The sequence below is a fragment of the Paraburkholderia tropica genome (assembly GCF_914484835.1).
In the GTDB taxonomy this organism is placed as follows: domain Bacteria; phylum Pseudomonadota; class Gammaproteobacteria; order Burkholderiales; family Burkholderiaceae; genus Paraburkholderia; species Paraburkholderia tropica_A.
This window is the reverse complement of record NZ_CAJZAR010000030.1, coordinates 1-14579: the sequence shown is the minus strand read 5'-3', so window position 1 is coordinate 14579 and position 14579 is coordinate 1. Positions and strand designations below refer to the sequence as shown.

General features: G+C 64.1%; 16 protein-coding genes. 12 read left to right on the top strand and 4 right to left on the bottom strand.

The window, feature by feature from the left end:
* The first annotated feature begins 3 nt into the window (after positions 1–3).
* The 3 genes from glf to rpsU all read left to right on the top strand — a co-directional run bounded on the left by glf (position 4) and on the right by rpsU (position 2914).
* Positions 4–1104: a UDP-galactopyranose mutase gene (gene glf, locus LDO54_RS03645; RefSeq protein WP_224006491.1), complete on the top strand. Its 1101-nt coding sequence runs from the start codon at positions 4–6 to the stop codon at positions 1102–1104.
* A 229-nt stretch (positions 1105–1333) separates the two neighbouring features.
* The gene (locus tag LDO54_RS03640; RefSeq protein ID WP_224006488.1) at positions 1334–2275 is read left to right on the top strand and encodes an aldo/keto reductase; all 942 of its coding nucleotides are present in this window, start codon (positions 1334–1336) and stop codon (positions 2273–2275) included.
* Positions 2276–2701: 426 nt separating this feature from the next.
* Positions 2702–2914 (top strand): 30S ribosomal protein S21, encoded by a 213-nt coding sequence (gene rpsU / locus LDO54_RS03635; protein ID WP_006401410.1) that lies wholly within the window; start codon positions 2702–2704, stop codon positions 2912–2914.
* 116 nt (positions 2915–3030) lie between these two features.
* Here the strand turns inward: rpsU and LDO54_RS03630 are convergent, their stop codons facing one another.
* Positions 3031–3669: a DNA-3-methyladenine glycosylase I gene (locus LDO54_RS03630; RefSeq protein WP_224006486.1), complete on the bottom strand. Its 639-nt coding sequence runs from the start codon at positions 3667–3669 to the stop codon at positions 3031–3033.
* 290 nt (positions 3670–3959) lie between these two features.
* Between LDO54_RS03630 and LDO54_RS03625 the strand changes: the two genes are divergently transcribed.
* Together LDO54_RS03625 and LDO54_RS03620 are read left to right on the top strand one after the other, a co-directional pair.
* The gene (locus LDO54_RS03625; protein WP_224006483.1) at positions 3960–4844 is read left to right on the top strand and encodes a BadF/BadG/BcrA/BcrD ATPase family protein; all 885 of its coding nucleotides are present in this window, start codon (positions 3960–3962) and stop codon (positions 4842–4844) included.
* A gap of 133 nt (positions 4845–4977) precedes the next feature.
* Positions 4978–5802 carry a Cof-type HAD-IIB family hydrolase gene (locus LDO54_RS03620; RefSeq protein ID WP_224006480.1) on the top strand — a complete coding sequence of 275 codons (825 nt, stop codon included), beginning with the start codon at positions 4978–4980 and terminating at the stop codon, positions 5800–5802.
* 107 nt (positions 5803–5909) lie between these two features.
* Here LDO54_RS03620 and LDO54_RS03615 read toward each other — a convergent pair whose 3' ends face one another.
* Together LDO54_RS03615 and aqpZ are read right to left on the bottom strand one after the other, a co-directional pair.
* Positions 5910–6545: a histidine phosphatase family protein gene (locus LDO54_RS03615; protein WP_224006477.1), complete on the bottom strand. Its 636-nt coding sequence runs from the start codon at positions 6543–6545 to the stop codon at positions 5910–5912.
* A gap of 201 nt (positions 6546–6746) precedes the next feature.
* The gene (gene aqpZ / locus LDO54_RS03610) at positions 6747–7463 is read right to left on the bottom strand and encodes an aquaporin Z (protein ID WP_224006475.1); all 717 of its coding nucleotides are present in this window, start codon (positions 7461–7463) and stop codon (positions 6747–6749) included.
* Between the two features lie 285 nt (positions 7464–7748).
* Here aqpZ and LDO54_RS03605 point away from each other — a divergent pair, with 285 nt between their 5' ends.
* Positions 7749–8045 carry an H-NS histone family protein gene (locus LDO54_RS03605; protein ID WP_224006472.1) on the top strand — a complete coding sequence of 99 codons (297 nt, stop codon included), beginning with the start codon at positions 7749–7751 and terminating at the stop codon, positions 8043–8045.
* Between the two features lie 293 nt (positions 8046–8338).
* Here the strand turns inward: LDO54_RS03605 and LDO54_RS03600 are convergent, their stop codons facing one another.
* Complete coding sequence (locus tag LDO54_RS03600) at positions 8339–9406, bottom strand: glycosyltransferase family 4 protein (RefSeq protein WP_224006469.1); 1068 nt, start codon at positions 9404–9406, stop codon at positions 8339–8341.
* 612 nt (positions 9407–10018) lie between these two features.
* Here LDO54_RS03600 and flhD point away from each other — a divergent pair.
* The 6 genes from flhD to LDO54_RS03570 form a co-directional block, all read left to right on the top strand.
* Positions 10019–10336, top strand: coding sequence for a flagellar transcriptional regulator FlhD (gene flhD, locus LDO54_RS03595; RefSeq protein ID WP_253074369.1), 318 nt, complete (start codon positions 10019–10021; stop codon positions 10334–10336).
* Between the two features lie 280 nt (positions 10337–10616).
* The gene (gene flhC / locus LDO54_RS03590) at positions 10617–11141 is read left to right on the top strand and encodes a flagellar transcriptional regulator FlhC (RefSeq protein ID WP_224006758.1); all 525 of its coding nucleotides are present in this window, start codon (positions 10617–10619) and stop codon (positions 11139–11141) included.
* A gap of 280 nt (positions 11142–11421) precedes the next feature.
* On the top strand, positions 11422–12282 hold the full coding sequence (gene motA / locus LDO54_RS03585; protein WP_224006466.1) for a flagellar motor stator protein MotA: 861 nt from the start codon (positions 11422–11424) through the stop codon (positions 12280–12282).
* A gap of 13 nt (positions 12283–12295) precedes the next feature.
* Positions 12296–13456, top strand: a complete 1161-nt coding sequence (gene motB / locus LDO54_RS03580) for a flagellar motor protein MotB (protein WP_436975494.1) — start codon at positions 12296–12298, stop codon at positions 13454–13456.
* A 58-nt stretch (positions 13457–13514) separates the two neighbouring features.
* Complete coding sequence (locus tag LDO54_RS03575; RefSeq protein WP_224006463.1) at positions 13515–13889, top strand: response regulator; 375 nt, start codon at positions 13515–13517, stop codon at positions 13887–13889.
* Between the two features lie 83 nt (positions 13890–13972).
* Positions 13973–14579: Hpt domain-containing protein (locus LDO54_RS03570; protein ID WP_224006460.1), on the top strand; the 607-nt coding region annotated here is incomplete at its 3' end.

Here is a 14579-nt window from a genome sequence, read left to right as displayed (position 1 = left end):
ACGATGAATATTCTGATCGTTGGCTCCGGCCTGTATGGATCGATTTGCGCGTATGAGCTGGGCCGGCAGGGCCATACGTGCAAGGTGATCGAGAAGCGGGCGCACATTGGCGGCAACGTCTTCACGCGATACGAGGAAGCCGCCGACTGTCACGAGCACGTCTACGGCGCGCATATTTTTCACACCAATTCCGAGAAGATCTGGAATTACATTCGGCAGTTCGCGGAGTTCAACCACTACGTCAATCGCGTCAAGGTTGCGCACGGCGACGCGCTGTACAGCTTTCCGATCAATCTGCTGACGCTGTACCAGGTGTTCGGCACGCGCACGCCGGAAGCGGCGCGCGAGCGCCTCGCGGCCGAGCTTGTCGCGAACGACAATCCCGCGAATATGGAGGAGTTCTGCCTTTCCGCGATTGGTCCGACGCTCTACAAGCTGTTCATCGAGGGCTACACGGCCAAGCAGTGGGGACGGCATCCGAGCGAGATGCCCGCGGCGGCGGTGAAGCGGCTTCCGGTGCGCTTCACGTTCGACGACAACTATTTCAATGACCGGAATCAGGGCATTCCGGTCGGCGGCTATACGGCGATTATCGAAAAGATGCTGGAGCGCGCCGACGTGGAAACCGGCGTCGATTTCAACGCCGACCGCGACGCGTGGATGAAGTCCTATGACATGGTCATCTACACGGGCGCGCTCGATGCCTTTTTCGATTATCGGCTGGGCACGCTCGAATACCGCTCCTTGCGCTTCGAGCGCGAGCTGCTTCCGGTACGCGACTATCAGGGCAACGCGGTGATCAATTACACGGAGCAGTCGGTGCCGTGGACGCGTGTCATTGAACACAAGCATTTCGATTTGAGTCTGAAGGCCGACAAGACGCTGGTGACGCGCGAATATCCTGCGTCGTGGGAGCGAGGCCAGATCGAGTACTACCCCGTGAACAACGACACGAACGACGGGCTCTACCAACGCTATCGTGCGCTGGCGGACGCGCTGGGTCACAAGGTCCATTTCGGCGGACGACTCGCCGAGTATCGCTACTACGACATGCACCAGATCGTCGGGGCCGCGCTGGCGTTTTGCAGCAGGGTTTCGGCTTGATGGGACGCGCGACGGTGCGCGAATTGAGGTGTGAGGACGCAAGGCGCGGCTAAAGCGCCGGGCGGCGCGCATCGGTGAGGGCGCGGACGGTCATGGCATCCGCGCGATGGTTTCAGGCGTTGTGCGATGGCTCGCTGCAAGCAGGCACAAGGCGGCGTATGCTCAGCCGTCTTGGGTCCGCCCACGCGGCCGGCCCGCAGCCGTTTGCCCACCTCAATCTGGAGCCACCATGGAACAACGCAGGATCGGCACTTCCGCCTTGCAGGTCGCACCGCTCATGTTCGGCGGCAACGTGTTCGGCTGGACCGCCGACGAAGCCACCTCGTTCTCGATTCTCGACGCCTTCACCGACGCGGGCCTGAACTTCATCGATACCGCCGACGTCTACTCCGCCTGGGTGCCGGGCAACGAGGGCGGCGAGTCGGAGACGATCATCGGCAAGTGGCTCGCGCGCAGCGGCAAGCGCGACAAGGTGGTGATCGCCACCAAGGTCGCGAAGTCGGCGTGCCGTCCTGGCCTCTCGGCCGCGAACATCGAGGCTGCTGTAGAGGATTCGCTGCGCCGCCTGCAGACCGATTACATCGACGTGTATTTCTCGCACGAAGATGACCAGAAGGTGCCGCTCGAAGAAACGCTGGGCGCATACCAGCGTCTGATCGACGCCGGCAAGATTCGCGTGGCGGGCGCGTCGAACTATACGGGCGCGCGCATCGAGGAAGCGCTCGCGGTCGCGCAGAAGCACGGCCTGCCGAAGTACCAGATCATGCAGCCGGAGTACAACCTGTACGACCGCGCCGCCTATGAAGCCGATCTGGAACCGGTCGCGCTGGCCCAGCAGATTGCGGTCGTGCCCTATTACAGCCTCGCAAGCGGCTTTCTGTCGGGTAAATATCGTTCGCGCGAGGATCTGTCCAAGAGCGCGCGCGGCTCGCGCGTGGAGAAGTATCTGGATCACCGCGGCATCCGCATTCTCGCGGCGCTCGATTTCGTGGCGGAACGCCACGGCAGCACGCTCGCGGCGGTGGCGCTCGCGTGGCTGATCGCGCGTCCGAGCATCACGGCGCCGATCGCGAGCGCGACGTCGCTTGAACAACTCGAAAGTCTCGTCGCGGCGGTGCGCCTCAAACTCGACCCGGCGGATATCCAGGCGCTCAACGACGCGAGTGCCTGATCAGACGATTGCCGGCGAACGACCGCCTGACGGCCGCGCGAGCGGCGCTGGGCGGTTAATCCAGGTGTCCTAACGGACATGGCGGACGGGCCGGACGCCGCCCGCCACGCAAGTCACTGAGTAGAATCAAGAAAGTGTGGTCTGCAAGATCGTTTCCTGATATCATTGAGAGTGAATTGAGATCTTTGCCTGTTTTGTTGCCGTGTTCGTTACTGTTGGCGGCCGCAAACCGGCGGTCAGGTGTGTTGCAGCAAGGTCAACCTGATCGCGTTCCGCTGTGAACCCCCTACTTCTCTTTTCCGGCCTCCGTGGCCGCCTTGCCTCTCGTTCAGCCCCCGTGTGGCGAACGACCGGAGGGCCGGTGCGTGAAACGTCATTCGACGTTTGCGCCTTTGAACATATCAAGTGTTTTGAGTTAGGAAATACATGACGACGATTCTTCTGAAGGAAAACGAGCCGTTTGAAGTGGCTATCCGCCGCTTCCGCCGCGCAATCGAAAAGAACGGCCTGATCGCTGAACTGCGTGAGCGCCAATCGTACGAAAAGCCGACAGCCGTTCGTAAGCGCAAGAAGGCTGCTGCAGTCAAGCGCCTGCACAAGCGCCTGCGTAGCCAGATGCTGCCGAAGAAGCTCCACTAAGAGCTTTTTCAGCGCTTCGGCGTTCCGCCAGACGGCGGCGCATGCTTCGAAAGAAGCTGCGCCGCCGTTTGCATTTCTGCGCGGGTTTCGTTGATCGCGCGTTCAGGCGGCTCGCATCAAGTAGCGGCTTGCGCGCGCGATTTCGCGGGTGCCGCCCTGGTCTTCGCCTTCGCTTTTGGCTTGACGCCGCCGAGCGCGGCACAGGCGGCGCGGCAACTGCAATCGCGTTCGTGGTCGTTCACCATGCCGACCGCCTGCATGAACGCATAGCAGATCGTCGTGCCAATGAACTTGCAGCCGTACTGCTTGAGCGCCTTGCTGAGCGCGTCTGAAACTTCCGTGGACGTGGGCGCATCGCGATACGACGCGAGGTCGTTTTGAATGGGCGTGTCGTCGACGAATGACCAGATGAACTGCGCGAGCGAGCCGTGCTCGGCGCGAATCTGCTGCACGGCGCGCGCATTGAGAATGGTCGCTTCGATCTTGGCGCGGTTGCGCACGATCGAGGCGTCCTGCATGAGCGCTTCAACGTGCTTCGGCGTGAAGCGCGCGACCTTGTCGACGTCGAAGCCCGCGAACGCGCGGCGATAACCTTCGCGCTTGTTCAGGATCGTCGACCACGACAGCCCCGCCTGCGCGCCTTCGAGAATGAGCATTTCGTAGAGGTGCTGGTCGTCGCGCGAAGGCACGCCCCACTCTTCGTCGTGGTAGCGCGCGAGTGCATCGCTCGTCACCCAGTTGCAGCGGTGTGTCACGTTGAGTTCTCCTGGCCAGTGGCGCGTGCGGTGTTGTCCGGTCGTGGCGCGTTTTGATCTGCGTTTTGGTCTGTGTTGCAGTCTGTTTAGTCTATTGCGCCAGGCAAGGATAGAGGATCGCGCTCGCCGCGCCACCTGGCCGTCCGGCTAATTGTGCGAACGCCGCCAAGCCGTTAGTCTCTGCGGCACGGCGGGATTTCGCGGTTTCGTGATGTATCGGCGAAACTTCGGCTCAACTTCGGCAAAACATCGATTCAACATTCAACGGCGCGCGCGGCGCGGCAAACACTATGCAGACAGAGACCTGGTTGATCGGCGTGGACGGCGGCGGCACCGGCACGCGCGTCGCGCTCGGCAACGTTCAGGGCGAGGAGATCGCGCGGGCGTCGGCGGGACCGTCGGGGCTCGGCCTCGGCATCGCGCGCGCCTGGCAGGCGATTGAGGAAGGCGCGCGCGGCGCGTTCGCGCAGGCCGGCATCGCGTTCGACTGGTCGCGCTGCGTGCTCGGCTGCGGGCTCGCGGGCGTGAACAATCCCGACTGGCTCGCGCCGTTTCTCGCCACTGCGCCGCCGGTCGCGGGCCTCGTGGTCGAAAGCGACGTCTACACCACGCTGCTCGGCGCCTACGGCGGCGAACCCGGCGTGGTGGTCGCGCTCGGCACCGGCAGCATCGCGGCAGCGCTCGATGACCAGGGCGTGTGCCGAATCGCCGGCGGCTTCGGCTTTCCGTCCGGCGACGAAGCGAGCGGCGCGTGGTTCGGTCTGCGCGCGATCGCCTGGGCGCAGCAGTCGCTCGACGGCCGCGTCAAGCCCGACGCGCTCTCGCAGGCGCTGCTCGCGCAAACGCAATCGAGCGATCGCGAGAGCCTGATCGTCTGGCAGTGCGCGGCCAACCAGACCGCCTACGCGAGCCTTGCGCCCGTGGTGCTCGCGCATCGCGAGCATCCGTTCGTGCGCAAGCTGCTGGCGGAAGCCGGCGAGGCCGTCGCGCGGCTGATCGATGCGCTCGATCCGGCGGCGTCGCTGCCCGCCGCGCTCGCCGGTGGCCTCGGTCAGCCTTTGCGCGAATGGGTGCCGGAAACCGTGCGCGAACGTCTGCGCGCGCCGCTGGCCGATTCCGCGAGCGGCGCGCTGCGTCTCGCCCAGCGCGAAGCGGCGCGGCTCGGACGCGCTTGAAGGTATTTGAATCGGGTCGAAACCGTTTGAGCGCGCGGCGCGGGCAGCGCCGTGCGGCTCACCCCGCCGCTGCCACGCCGCCTCGCACAAGGTGCTAGCATTCTGGGTTTCCCCGCTCATCGACTGAATTGCCATGTACAAGGTCATCGCAACCGATCTCGACGGAACGCTGCTCAACGCCGACCATCAGGTCGATCCGTTCACGGTTGCCACGCTCCAGACGCTCGACGCCCAGGGCATCCAGTTCATCATCGCGACCGGCCGCCATTACTGCGACGTCGCGGCCATTCGCGGCGTGCTGGGCGTGCCCGCGTATCTGATCACCTCGAACGGCGCGCGCGTGCATGCGCCCGACGACGCGCTGATCCACGCGAGCAATCTGCCCGAGCCGATGATCCGCCGCCTCGTCGCGCCCGACACCGTGGGCGCGCATGGCCGCGTGATCGTGAGCCTCTACACCGACAAGGAATGGTTCATCGACCGCGACGCGCGCGAACTGCTCGCCTTCCATCAGGACTCGGGCTTTACGTATAACGTCACGGACGATCTCGCGTCGCTCGGCGGCGCGGGCATCGCGAAGGCGCTGTATATCGGCGAACCGGCCGATCTCGCGCATGTGAGACACAGCCTCGAACGCGAGTTCGGCGACGCGCTCTACATCACCTACTCGCTGCCCGACTGTCTCGAAGTGATGGTCGCGGGCGTGTCGAAGGGCCGCGCGCTGCGCGTCGTGCTCGAGCGACTCAATGCGGAAGCCGCGCGCTGTGTTGCTTTCGGCGACAACATGAACGACATCGACATGCTCGAAACGGCGGGTCATCCGTTCATGATGAACAACGCGAATCCCGATCTGATCGCGCGTTTGCCGCAGGTGCCGCGCATCGGCAACAACTTCGAAGCGGGCGTGGCGCATCATCTGCGCAAACTGTTCGCGATCGAAGACGAAATCGCGCGTTAATTCCGGCGGTATTTTTAAGCGGTATTTGTTAGGGATTCGGGCGGCTTGTGTGCCGGTCAAGCGCCGCGTGGAATGCGCGGCGCTCGCTCACCTGGCTCGCTGACATCCTATTGCGCCGAAGGCAGCGCCGCGCACGGACAGTCGTCCGCGCGGCCGTCGAGACCTTCGCGATCGTGCGCGAAACTCGCGCGCGGCGTCTCTCCGCTCCAGTCGATACGCACCACGTAGATGCTGTCGAAATCGGCGCTCTTCCATTTCGGCACGTCGGACGCCGTACCGCCGTGCTCGGTGACGATCTTGCGCACGAGCGATTCGATCTCGCGATGCTCCCAGCCGATCAATACCGTGCGCTTGTTCCACGTCGGATCGAGCAGCGTTTTTTCGAGCGCGTCGGTGCTCGAATGACCGTAGGGCGTTTGAATCGGCAAGCCGAACTGGATGGCGGTCGGTTCGACGGTCGCGAGCGGGCGCACATAGTAATAGGCGTGGCCGCGGTCGTCTTTTTGCTCGCCCGGATCGGGCGCGAACACGGCGTCGGGCTTGCCGTATTTCGCGGCGATCACCGCAGGCAGCGCGAGCGCGCGATTCAATCCCTTGCAGTTGAGCTGGCCGAGCCCCGCATCGGGCTTCTCGCCATGACGCACGAAGATCAGCGTTTCGACATCGTGGCTGGTTTTTGCCTGTGCGGCGCTCGCACCCACAGGCGTACCCACCAGCGCGGCCACAGCCAGGGCGGCGCACATCGCAGCACGTTTCGCGAACGGGATCGGAAGGCGGTTCGCGCGAGGCGCCAGCGCCGAATATCGTGAATGCGTCATGCCGGGCGCCTTGATGTCGGGGTGAACGGGTCGCCCGATTCTAGCCGAGCCAACGAAAACGGGCGCCGCAGCGCCCGTGACCGTCGCGATGCGGGCGTGGCCCGCACCTGCTGTTGCCGTGTTCGATCAGGCTTCGCGGCGGCCCGCGATCATCGGATAAACCACGCCCGCGATCACCGCGCCGATGATCGGCGCGACCCAGAACAGCCAGAGCTGCGAGACGGCTTCGCCGCCCACGAAGAGTGCCGGGCCGGTCGAGCGCGCCGGGTTCACCGACGTGTTGGTGACGGGAATCGAGATCAGGTGAATGAGCGTGAGGCAGAAGCCGATTGCGATGGGCGCGAAGCCGGCGGGCGCGCGCTTGTCGGTGGCGCCGAGAATCACGAACAGGAAGAACGCGGTCATCACGACTTCGCAGACGAAGGCGGCGACGAGCGTGTAGTGGCCCGGCGAATGGTCGCCATAGCCGTTGGTGGCGAAGCCGCTCGCGACGAGGTCGAAGCCCGGCTTGCCCGTGGCGATGCACGCGAGCACCGCCGCGCCGATGATGGCGCCGATGACTTGCGCGACGATATACGGCACGAGGTCGCGCACCGGGAAGCGGCCCGCGACCGTGAGGCCGACGCTGACCGCCGGGTTCAGGTGGCAGCCCGAGATATGGCCGATGGCGTAGGCCATGGTCAGGACGGTGAGGCCGAATGCGAGCGCGACGCCCATGAAGCCGATGCCGAGCCCGTGCTCCGGGCCGGCGAAGCTGGCGGCGAGCACTGCGCTGCCGCAACCGCCGAGTACGAGCCAGAACGTGCCGAACATCTCGGCGAAAAGCCGTTTGGATAAGTGCATTGTGTGACGCCTCAATAAGTCATTTGATGGGGCCGCTTAATGCACCGGCTCCAGGAAATGCCAGATTCTAGGCAGTCGCGTAAAGAGTGGGTGTCAAGGATTGTCAATTCTGATGTAATTGTTCTCATTATTGCGACGGATGCGTTCCGAATTTCATCGCCTCTGCCGAATAGCTATTTATCCGAATAACGGCATAAAACAGTATTAATAGCGATTGCTAATTCGCTGCATTGCGTCTAATCTCCGTTCGAGTCGGTTACATTGACAAAGAAGGGGGGAGGAAAAATGTCGCAATATTCAGAACTCAAAGCCCAGATCGCGCGTCTCCAGGAACAGGCCGACGAGGCGCGGCGCACCGAAATCTCCGACGTGATCACCATGATTCGCGAGAAGATCGCGGAATACGGTTTGTCGGCGCAGGACCTCGGCTTTGCCGTGGCTGCGCGTCGCGGACGCCCGCCCAAGAAGGCGCCGCTGCCCGCGCGCTATCAGGACCCCAAGACCGGCGCCACGTGGAGCGGGCGCGGCAAGCCGCCGAAATGGATCGCCGGCAAGAATCGCGAACGCTATCTGATTGCCTGAGCGTCGGGGCGTCCGGCCACGCGGCGCGCTCGTCTGCATTCGTGCGCCGCATTAGCGCGCAGACGTTCGCATTCACTCACATTCGCGCGCATTCACTCGCATTTGCAGATTGCTTATCCAATAAAAAGAGCCGCATGGATCATGCGGCTCTTTTTTGTGACATGCGCTAAATCGGTGCTAATGTGCGCTACCGATCGTTCATGCATTGCGCAATTACAGCTGGCGCAAACGATTCACTTTGCGTTTTCTTCTGGTTTCCAGTCATTTATCCCAGAAAAAGGCATGCAGCCTGATTAGCCGCCCGCGGCGACACGGCGCAGCACCGGACGGCGAGCCGCTTCGATCAGCGTCGAATAGCTTTCGAGATAATTACTGGCCATGATGTGCGAAGTGAAACGATGCTCGAATTGCGCGCGAATGGCTTCGCGCGAGAGCGAATCGATGTTCTGCAGCGCCGCCACCGCACCCTGCACGTCCTCGCAGATATAGCCCGTCACGCCCGGCTCGATCACTTCGGGCACCGAGCCGCGGTTGAAGGCGACCACCGGCGTGCCGCAGGCCATCGCCTCGATCATCACGAGGCCGAACGGCTCCGACCAGTCGATCGGGAACAGCAGCGCCTTGGCGCCCGACAGGAACTCGGGCTTCTGCGCCTCGTTGATTTCACCGACGAACTCCACGTGCGCCTGCGACAGCAGCGGCTCGATCTCGGTCTTGAAGTATTCCTGGTCGACCTTGTCGACCTTGGCGGCGATTTTCAGCGGCAGGCCGGACAGCGCCGCAATCTTGATCGCCGTGTCCACGCGCTTTTCCGGGCAGATGCGGCCGAGGAACGCGAGGTACTCGGGCTTCTTGTCGGTGCGCGGCGTGAGCAGGTCCTTCGGCAGGCCGTGATAGATCGTGTTCAGCCAGTTCGCCTGATGCAGCGGCTGGCGCTGCGAATCCGAAATGGAAATCACCGGCGCTTCCGGGAACGAGTCGAACACCGGCTGCAGTTCCGGCAGGTCGAGACGGCCGTGCAGCGTCGTGACGAACGGCGTGTCGAGCGTCGAGAACAGCGGGAACGGCAGATAGTCGAGGTGGAAATGCAGCACGTCGAACTCGTGGGCCATGCGGCGCACGCGTTCGAGCAGCACGATGTGCGGCGCGAGCGCGTCGCGCACGGTCGGGTCGAGCCGCAGCGCGCGCGGCCAGGCGGATTCGAGCTGGGCCGAGGTGACCGAATCGCCGCTGGCGAACAGCGTCACGTCGTGGCCGAGATCCACGAGCGCTTCGGTCAGATAGGACACGACACGCTCGGTGCCGCCGTAGAGTTTCGGCGGAACGGCTTCGTAAAGTGGCGCAATTTGGGCGATTCGCATAGGTCTGATCTCCTTGGCAAAGACCGCGTGAAAGGCGTCTGACAACGCGGTCACTGCGGTGGGTCACACAGTGGTTCACTGCGGTTTCGGGTTATCCCTGAGTCCGATTATGAAGATTTGAGGATACGTGACGAGTTGTTTTTCAATCACTTAATGTTGTTACAGCGGGAAACACCCGCTGTAAGGACGCGTTGCAAAGCGTGACGCGCGTCGCGCGGCGATTGAGCAATCCGCGTGCCCGAATAAATGAATAGGTTCCGTCCCTGTGAAATAAAGGCGAATGACCGTGCACATCTCTGTTACGCGTCAATGAATTCGCTTTTATAATCTCCAGAGGATTCGGGCTGTTATGCCAATAACATCGTTAGTTGCCCTTCCTCTCTCCCTTTTCTAGCCTTTGTCAGAAAAACACCTACACAACGTGCGGTGTTTTTCTCGCATTGCGTCGCGGCATCCTTCCGATTTCCATTTGGGGCCACCCTAGCCACAATGCGGGGACGACCACTAAACGGGCCGTTCGCCTCGCTTTTGCGCTGTCCGCGCTGCGTCGAACGAGCAAACGTTTCCGCAACAGGCCTGACCAGCCGCTACGTTTCGAATTCGGGGGTATCCATGAGCGCGACGACGCCAAGCGACATGCTCAGCGAGATCAAGGAAGTGAATCTGTCGTACCTGTTGCTCGCGCAACGACTGCTGCGCGAAGACCGGCCGACGGGCATGTTCCGTATGGGCATCTCGGAGCAGCTGGCCGACGTGCTGGCCAATCTGACCTTCGCGCAGACGGTGCGGCTTGCCGCATCGAATCAGCTGCTGTGCCGCTTCCGTTTCGACGACCACGCCATCCTCGGCGCGCTCGCCGACAAGGGCAAGGCCGCGCAAACCCATTCCGCCATCCTGATGGCCGGCCAGGGCGTCGAGCAGGTCAACTGACCCGCCGCCCGGCTCACCTCGCGGCCCCCAGGCGCCGCGTCCATCACGGATCCACGCGTGATCCATTCGGGGGTCTATGGCGACACTACCGGCGACGCATGCCGCGGCAGGCGCAGTCTCTCAGGCTGCGCCCGGCGCGCTGCTGAATCCCGCGGCCGGTTCCGCGGACGAGAGCGACACCCACAGCGGCACGCAGAACGCTATCCAGCCGGACAGCGCGACGAAGCCCGCAGCGAAGAAAGGCGCGACGAAAAGCGCGACCCGCGGCCCGTCGCGCAGCGTGGTGCTCGAGGTCAAGGAGATCGCGCTCGCGATCGAGATGATCGAACTCGGGGCACGTCTGCAGATGCTCGAAGCGGAAACCTCGCTGTCGCGCGACCGCCTGATCCGTCTGTACAAGGAAGTGAAGGGCGAATCGCCGCCCAAGGGCATGCTGCCGTTCTCGACCGACTGGTTCATGACGTGGCAGCCGAACGTGCACTCCTCGCTTTTTTACAACACCTTCCTGTTCATGAGCGGACAGGGGCGCTGCGACACCGTGCGCGCGATCGTGAAAAGCTACCGGCTCTATCTCGAACACATGCGCCTGCACGAAGAGGAGCCCGCGCTGAGCCTCACGCGCGCCTGGACGCTGGTGCGCTACTTCGCCTCCGGCCTGTTGCAGATGACGTCGTGCACGCGCTGCGGCGGCCGCTTCGTCGCGCATGCGCACGATCCGCAGCGCGGCTTCGTCTGCGGGCTGTGCCAGCCGCCCTCGCGCGCGGGGCGCACGCGCCGCAACAGCGTGGCGGCGCACGCTTCCTGAGCCCGGCGCGCGCATGCTCGGGGTAAACACCGCGCACCCGGAAACGGCGACAGATTGCCGCTGTGCGCATCCCCCGTCATCGTCGCTCATCTCGCCGCTGTCTTGCCCGAAGCCGCCCGCACCGCCTGGCGCGGGCTGGCGGTCCGGCCCTCCAACGTTTGCGTGCGCGAGGGCCGCGCACCCATCCAATCCCAAAGTTTTTCGCACCCGTGCCGTAAACCCAACTAAGGGAGCGGGCCAATGACGGCTCGCCACGCATTCTTCCAGTGAGGATCCGGCAGTGCTGATTATCGTGGGAACACTCGTGACGTTGTTGTCGGTCTTCGGCGGCTATGCGATGGAGGGCGGCCATCTCGGCGCGCTCATGCAGCCCGTGGAAGTGCTGATGATCGCCGGTGCGGGCGTCGGCGCGTTCATCCTCGGCAACGGCATCAAGACGATCAAGGCCACGCTCGGCGTCCTTCCGACGCTGTTCAAGGGCGCGAAATACAACAAGGACGTCTACATGGAGCTGCTCGCGCTGCTCTATGTCCTGCTCGCCAAGGCGCGTAAGGAAGGGACGCTCACGCTCGAAGCGGATATCGACGATCCGCAGAAAAGCCCGATCTTCACGCAGTACCCGAAGATCCTGGCCGACAAGCACGTCGTCGAATTCCTGAGCGACTACCTGCGTCTGATGGTGGGCGGCAACATGAACGCCTTCGAAATCGAAAGCCTGATGGACGAGGAAATCGAAACCCATCACGCCGAAGGCGAAGCGCCCGCGCACGCGCTCTCGAAGGTGGGCGACGCGATGCCGGCGTTCGGTATCGTGGCCGCGGTGATGGGCGTGGTGCACACCATGGCGTCGGCCGACAAGCCGCCCGCGGTGCTCGGCGAGATGATCGCCCAGGCGCTGGTCGGCACCTTCCTCGGCATTCTGCTTTCGTACGGTCTGATCGGCCCGCTCGCCTCGCTCGCCGAGCAGCGCGTGACCGAGTCGACCAAGATGTTCCAGTGCATCAAGGTGACGATCCTCGCGAGCCTGAACGGCTATGCGCCGGCGATCGCCGTGGAATTCGGCCGCAAGGTGCTGTTCTCGACCGAGCGCCCGTCGTTCTCCGAACTGGAAGAACACGTGCGCCGCGTCAAGGCGAAATAAGGCGGGCGGCCCGATGAGCAACAACAAGGATCGCGCCATCGTCGTGAAGCGCGTCGCCCCGAAAAAGGGCGGCCATCACGGCGGCGCATGGAAGCTGGCCTACGCGGACTTCATGACCGCGATGATGGCGTTCTTCCTGCTGATGTGGCTGCTCAGCTCGGCCTCGACGGTGACGTTGAAGGGCATTGCCGACTACTTCAACGAGCCGCTCAAGGTCACGCTCTGGGGCGGCGACCGCAGCGCCGAAGATTCGTCGATCGTGAAGGGCGGCGGCCGCGACATCTCCTCGCAGGACGACGGCGTCACGCGCCGCAGCGACGGCATGAGCTCGCGCACCGACCGCAGCACGGTCAAGCACAACGACGACGAAGCCTCGAAGACGCAGCAAGGCTCGCTCGAACGCCAGGAACAGGTGCGCCTGCACGATCTGCAGGTGAAGCTGATGGCGGCGATCGAGGCGAATCCGGTGCTGCGCCAGTTCAAGCAGCAGATCCGCATCGATTCGACGCTGCAGGGCTTGCGCATCGAGATCGTCGACTCGCAGAAGCGGCCGATGTTCGCGACGGCGCGCGACGTGGTCGAGCCGTACATGCGCGACATCCTGCAGGCGATCGGCAAGACGCTCAACGACGTGCCCAACCGCATCGTCGTGCAAGGCCACACCGACGCCGTGCCGTACGCGGGCGGCGAGAAGGGCTATAGCAACTGGGAACTGTCGGCGGACCGCGCGAACGCGTCGCGCCGCGAGCTGATCGCGGGCGGCATGGACGAAGCGAAGGTGCTGCGCGTGCTGGGTCTCGCGTCGACGCAGAACCTGAACAAGGCCGATCCGCTCGATCCCGAGAACCGGCGCATCAGCATCATCGTATTGAACAAGAAGTCGGAAGACGCGCTGATGCGCGACGACTCGACCACGACCACGCTCTCCGACGACGCGGCGGGCTCCGGCAAGGCGCTGTCTGCAGGCTCGCTGATGTCGGGCGGTCCGGCGGGCACGACGGGCGGATCGCCGGCGGACGCCGCGCAGGCGCCGCAGAAACTGCCGCCGCTGCTGTCGCCCACGCCCACGAGGCGCGCGCCGGTGGCCGCGGTCGCGCCGCCGGCACCGGCGGTGGCTCCCGCGATTGCTCCCGAGATGGCGCCTGCGTTGCCCGCCAGACCGGAGGCGCCGTGAGGGCGCGGAACAACAACAACGGGACAACGGCGGCGTGGCAAGCGCGAACGAGGAACGGATGATCAGAAATATTCTGGCGATCGACGATTCGGCGTCCATGCGGGAGATCCTGCGTGCGGCGTTCGGCTCGGCGGGTTACGAGGTCACGGTGGCCAACGACGGCGAGGACGGTCTCGAGCATGCGCTCGCGCAGCGCTTCGACCTCGTGCTCACCGACCTGTACATGCCGCGCATGGGCGGGCTCGACCTGATCAAGCGCTTGCGCGACAACCCGTCGTACCAGGAAACGCCGATCCTCGTCTTGACCACGGAGTCGGATGAAGGCTTCAAGGCAGCCGTTCGCGAGGCAGGCGCGACCGGCTGGATCGAAAAACCGGTGGACCCGGAGCTGCTCGTCGATCTGGCGAGCGCCCTCGGTGAAACGAATACATGACATGAGGCGCGCTGCGGCGGTCGATCAGCACTGCCAACGGCAGACGCAGCGGCTACCCACGCATTAATCGCGGTGAAAGAGCAATGACTCTCGACATCACTCAGTTCTATCAGACGTTTTTCGACGAGGCGGACGAGCTGCTCGCGCAGATGGAGCAGCTTCTCCTGAACCTGAACGTCGGCCGCCCCGATCCCGAAGATCTGGCGGCAATCTTCCGCGCGGCGCACTCGATCAAGGGTGGCGCGGCGACGTTCGGCTTCACGGCGCTCACCGAGACGACCCACATCCTGGAGTCGCTGCTCGATCGCGCGCGCAACAACGAACTCGTACTGCGCAAGGACATGATCGACACGTTCCTTGAAACCAAGGACGTGCTCTCCGACCAGCTCGCTGCGTACCGCGCGAGCGCCGAGCCCGACGCGGCGGCCGCAGCGGCCGTGTGCGCCAAGCTCGAGCGTCTCTACGCGGAAAGCCGTGGCTTGCCCGCAGCCGTCGAAGCGGCGCCGGCGCCCGTCGCGGCTCCGGCTCCGGTCGCGGCGGCGCCCGCACCCGCACCGGCGATGGACTCGGAAGAAGATCTCGACGCCGCCTTCGAGGCGAACCTGCCGTCGGCGACCGCCGCTGCCGCGTCCGGCAACGGCGCGCCCGAGCACGTCGTCGACGAGGCGATGCAGGCTGCGCCGGCCGCGC

Coding starts and splice junctions, on each gene's coding strand:
- LDO54_RS03575 (WP_224006463.1), top strand. CDS start 13,515: ATGATCAGAAATATTCTGGCGATCGACGATTCGGCGTCCATGCGGGAG.
- LDO54_RS03615 (WP_224006477.1), bottom strand. CDS start 6,545: ATGTGCGCCGCCCTGGCTGTGGCCGCGCTGGTGGGTACGCCTGTGGGT.
- LDO54_RS03605 (WP_224006472.1), top strand. CDS start 7,749: ATGTCGCAATATTCAGAACTCAAAGCCCAGATCGCGCGTCTCCAGGAA.
- LDO54_RS03600 (WP_224006469.1), bottom strand. CDS start 9,406: ATGCGAATCGCCCAAATTGCGCCACTTTACGAAGCCGTTCCGCCGAAA.
- flhD (WP_253074369.1), top strand. CDS start 10,019: ATGAGCGCGACGACGCCAAGCGACATGCTCAGCGAGATCAAGGAAGTG.
- LDO54_RS03625 (WP_224006483.1), top strand. CDS start 3,960: ATGCAGACAGAGACCTGGTTGATCGGCGTGGACGGCGGCGGCACCGGC.
- LDO54_RS03640 (WP_224006488.1), top strand. CDS start 1,334: ATGGAACAACGCAGGATCGGCACTTCCGCCTTGCAGGTCGCACCGCTC.
- rpsU (WP_006401410.1), top strand. CDS start 2,702: ATGACGACGATTCTTCTGAAGGAAAACGAGCCGTTTGAAGTGGCTATC.
- LDO54_RS03620 (WP_224006480.1), top strand. CDS start 4,978: ATGTACAAGGTCATCGCAACCGATCTCGACGGAACGCTGCTCAACGCC.
- aqpZ (WP_224006475.1), bottom strand. CDS start 7,463: ATGCACTTATCCAAACGGCTTTTCGCCGAGATGTTCGGCACGTTCTGG.
- glf (WP_224006491.1), top strand. CDS start 4: ATGAATATTCTGATCGTTGGCTCCGGCCTGTATGGATCGATTTGCGCG.
- motB (WP_436975494.1), top strand. CDS start 12,296: ATGAGCAACAACAAGGATCGCGCCATCGTCGTGAAGCGCGTCGCCCCG.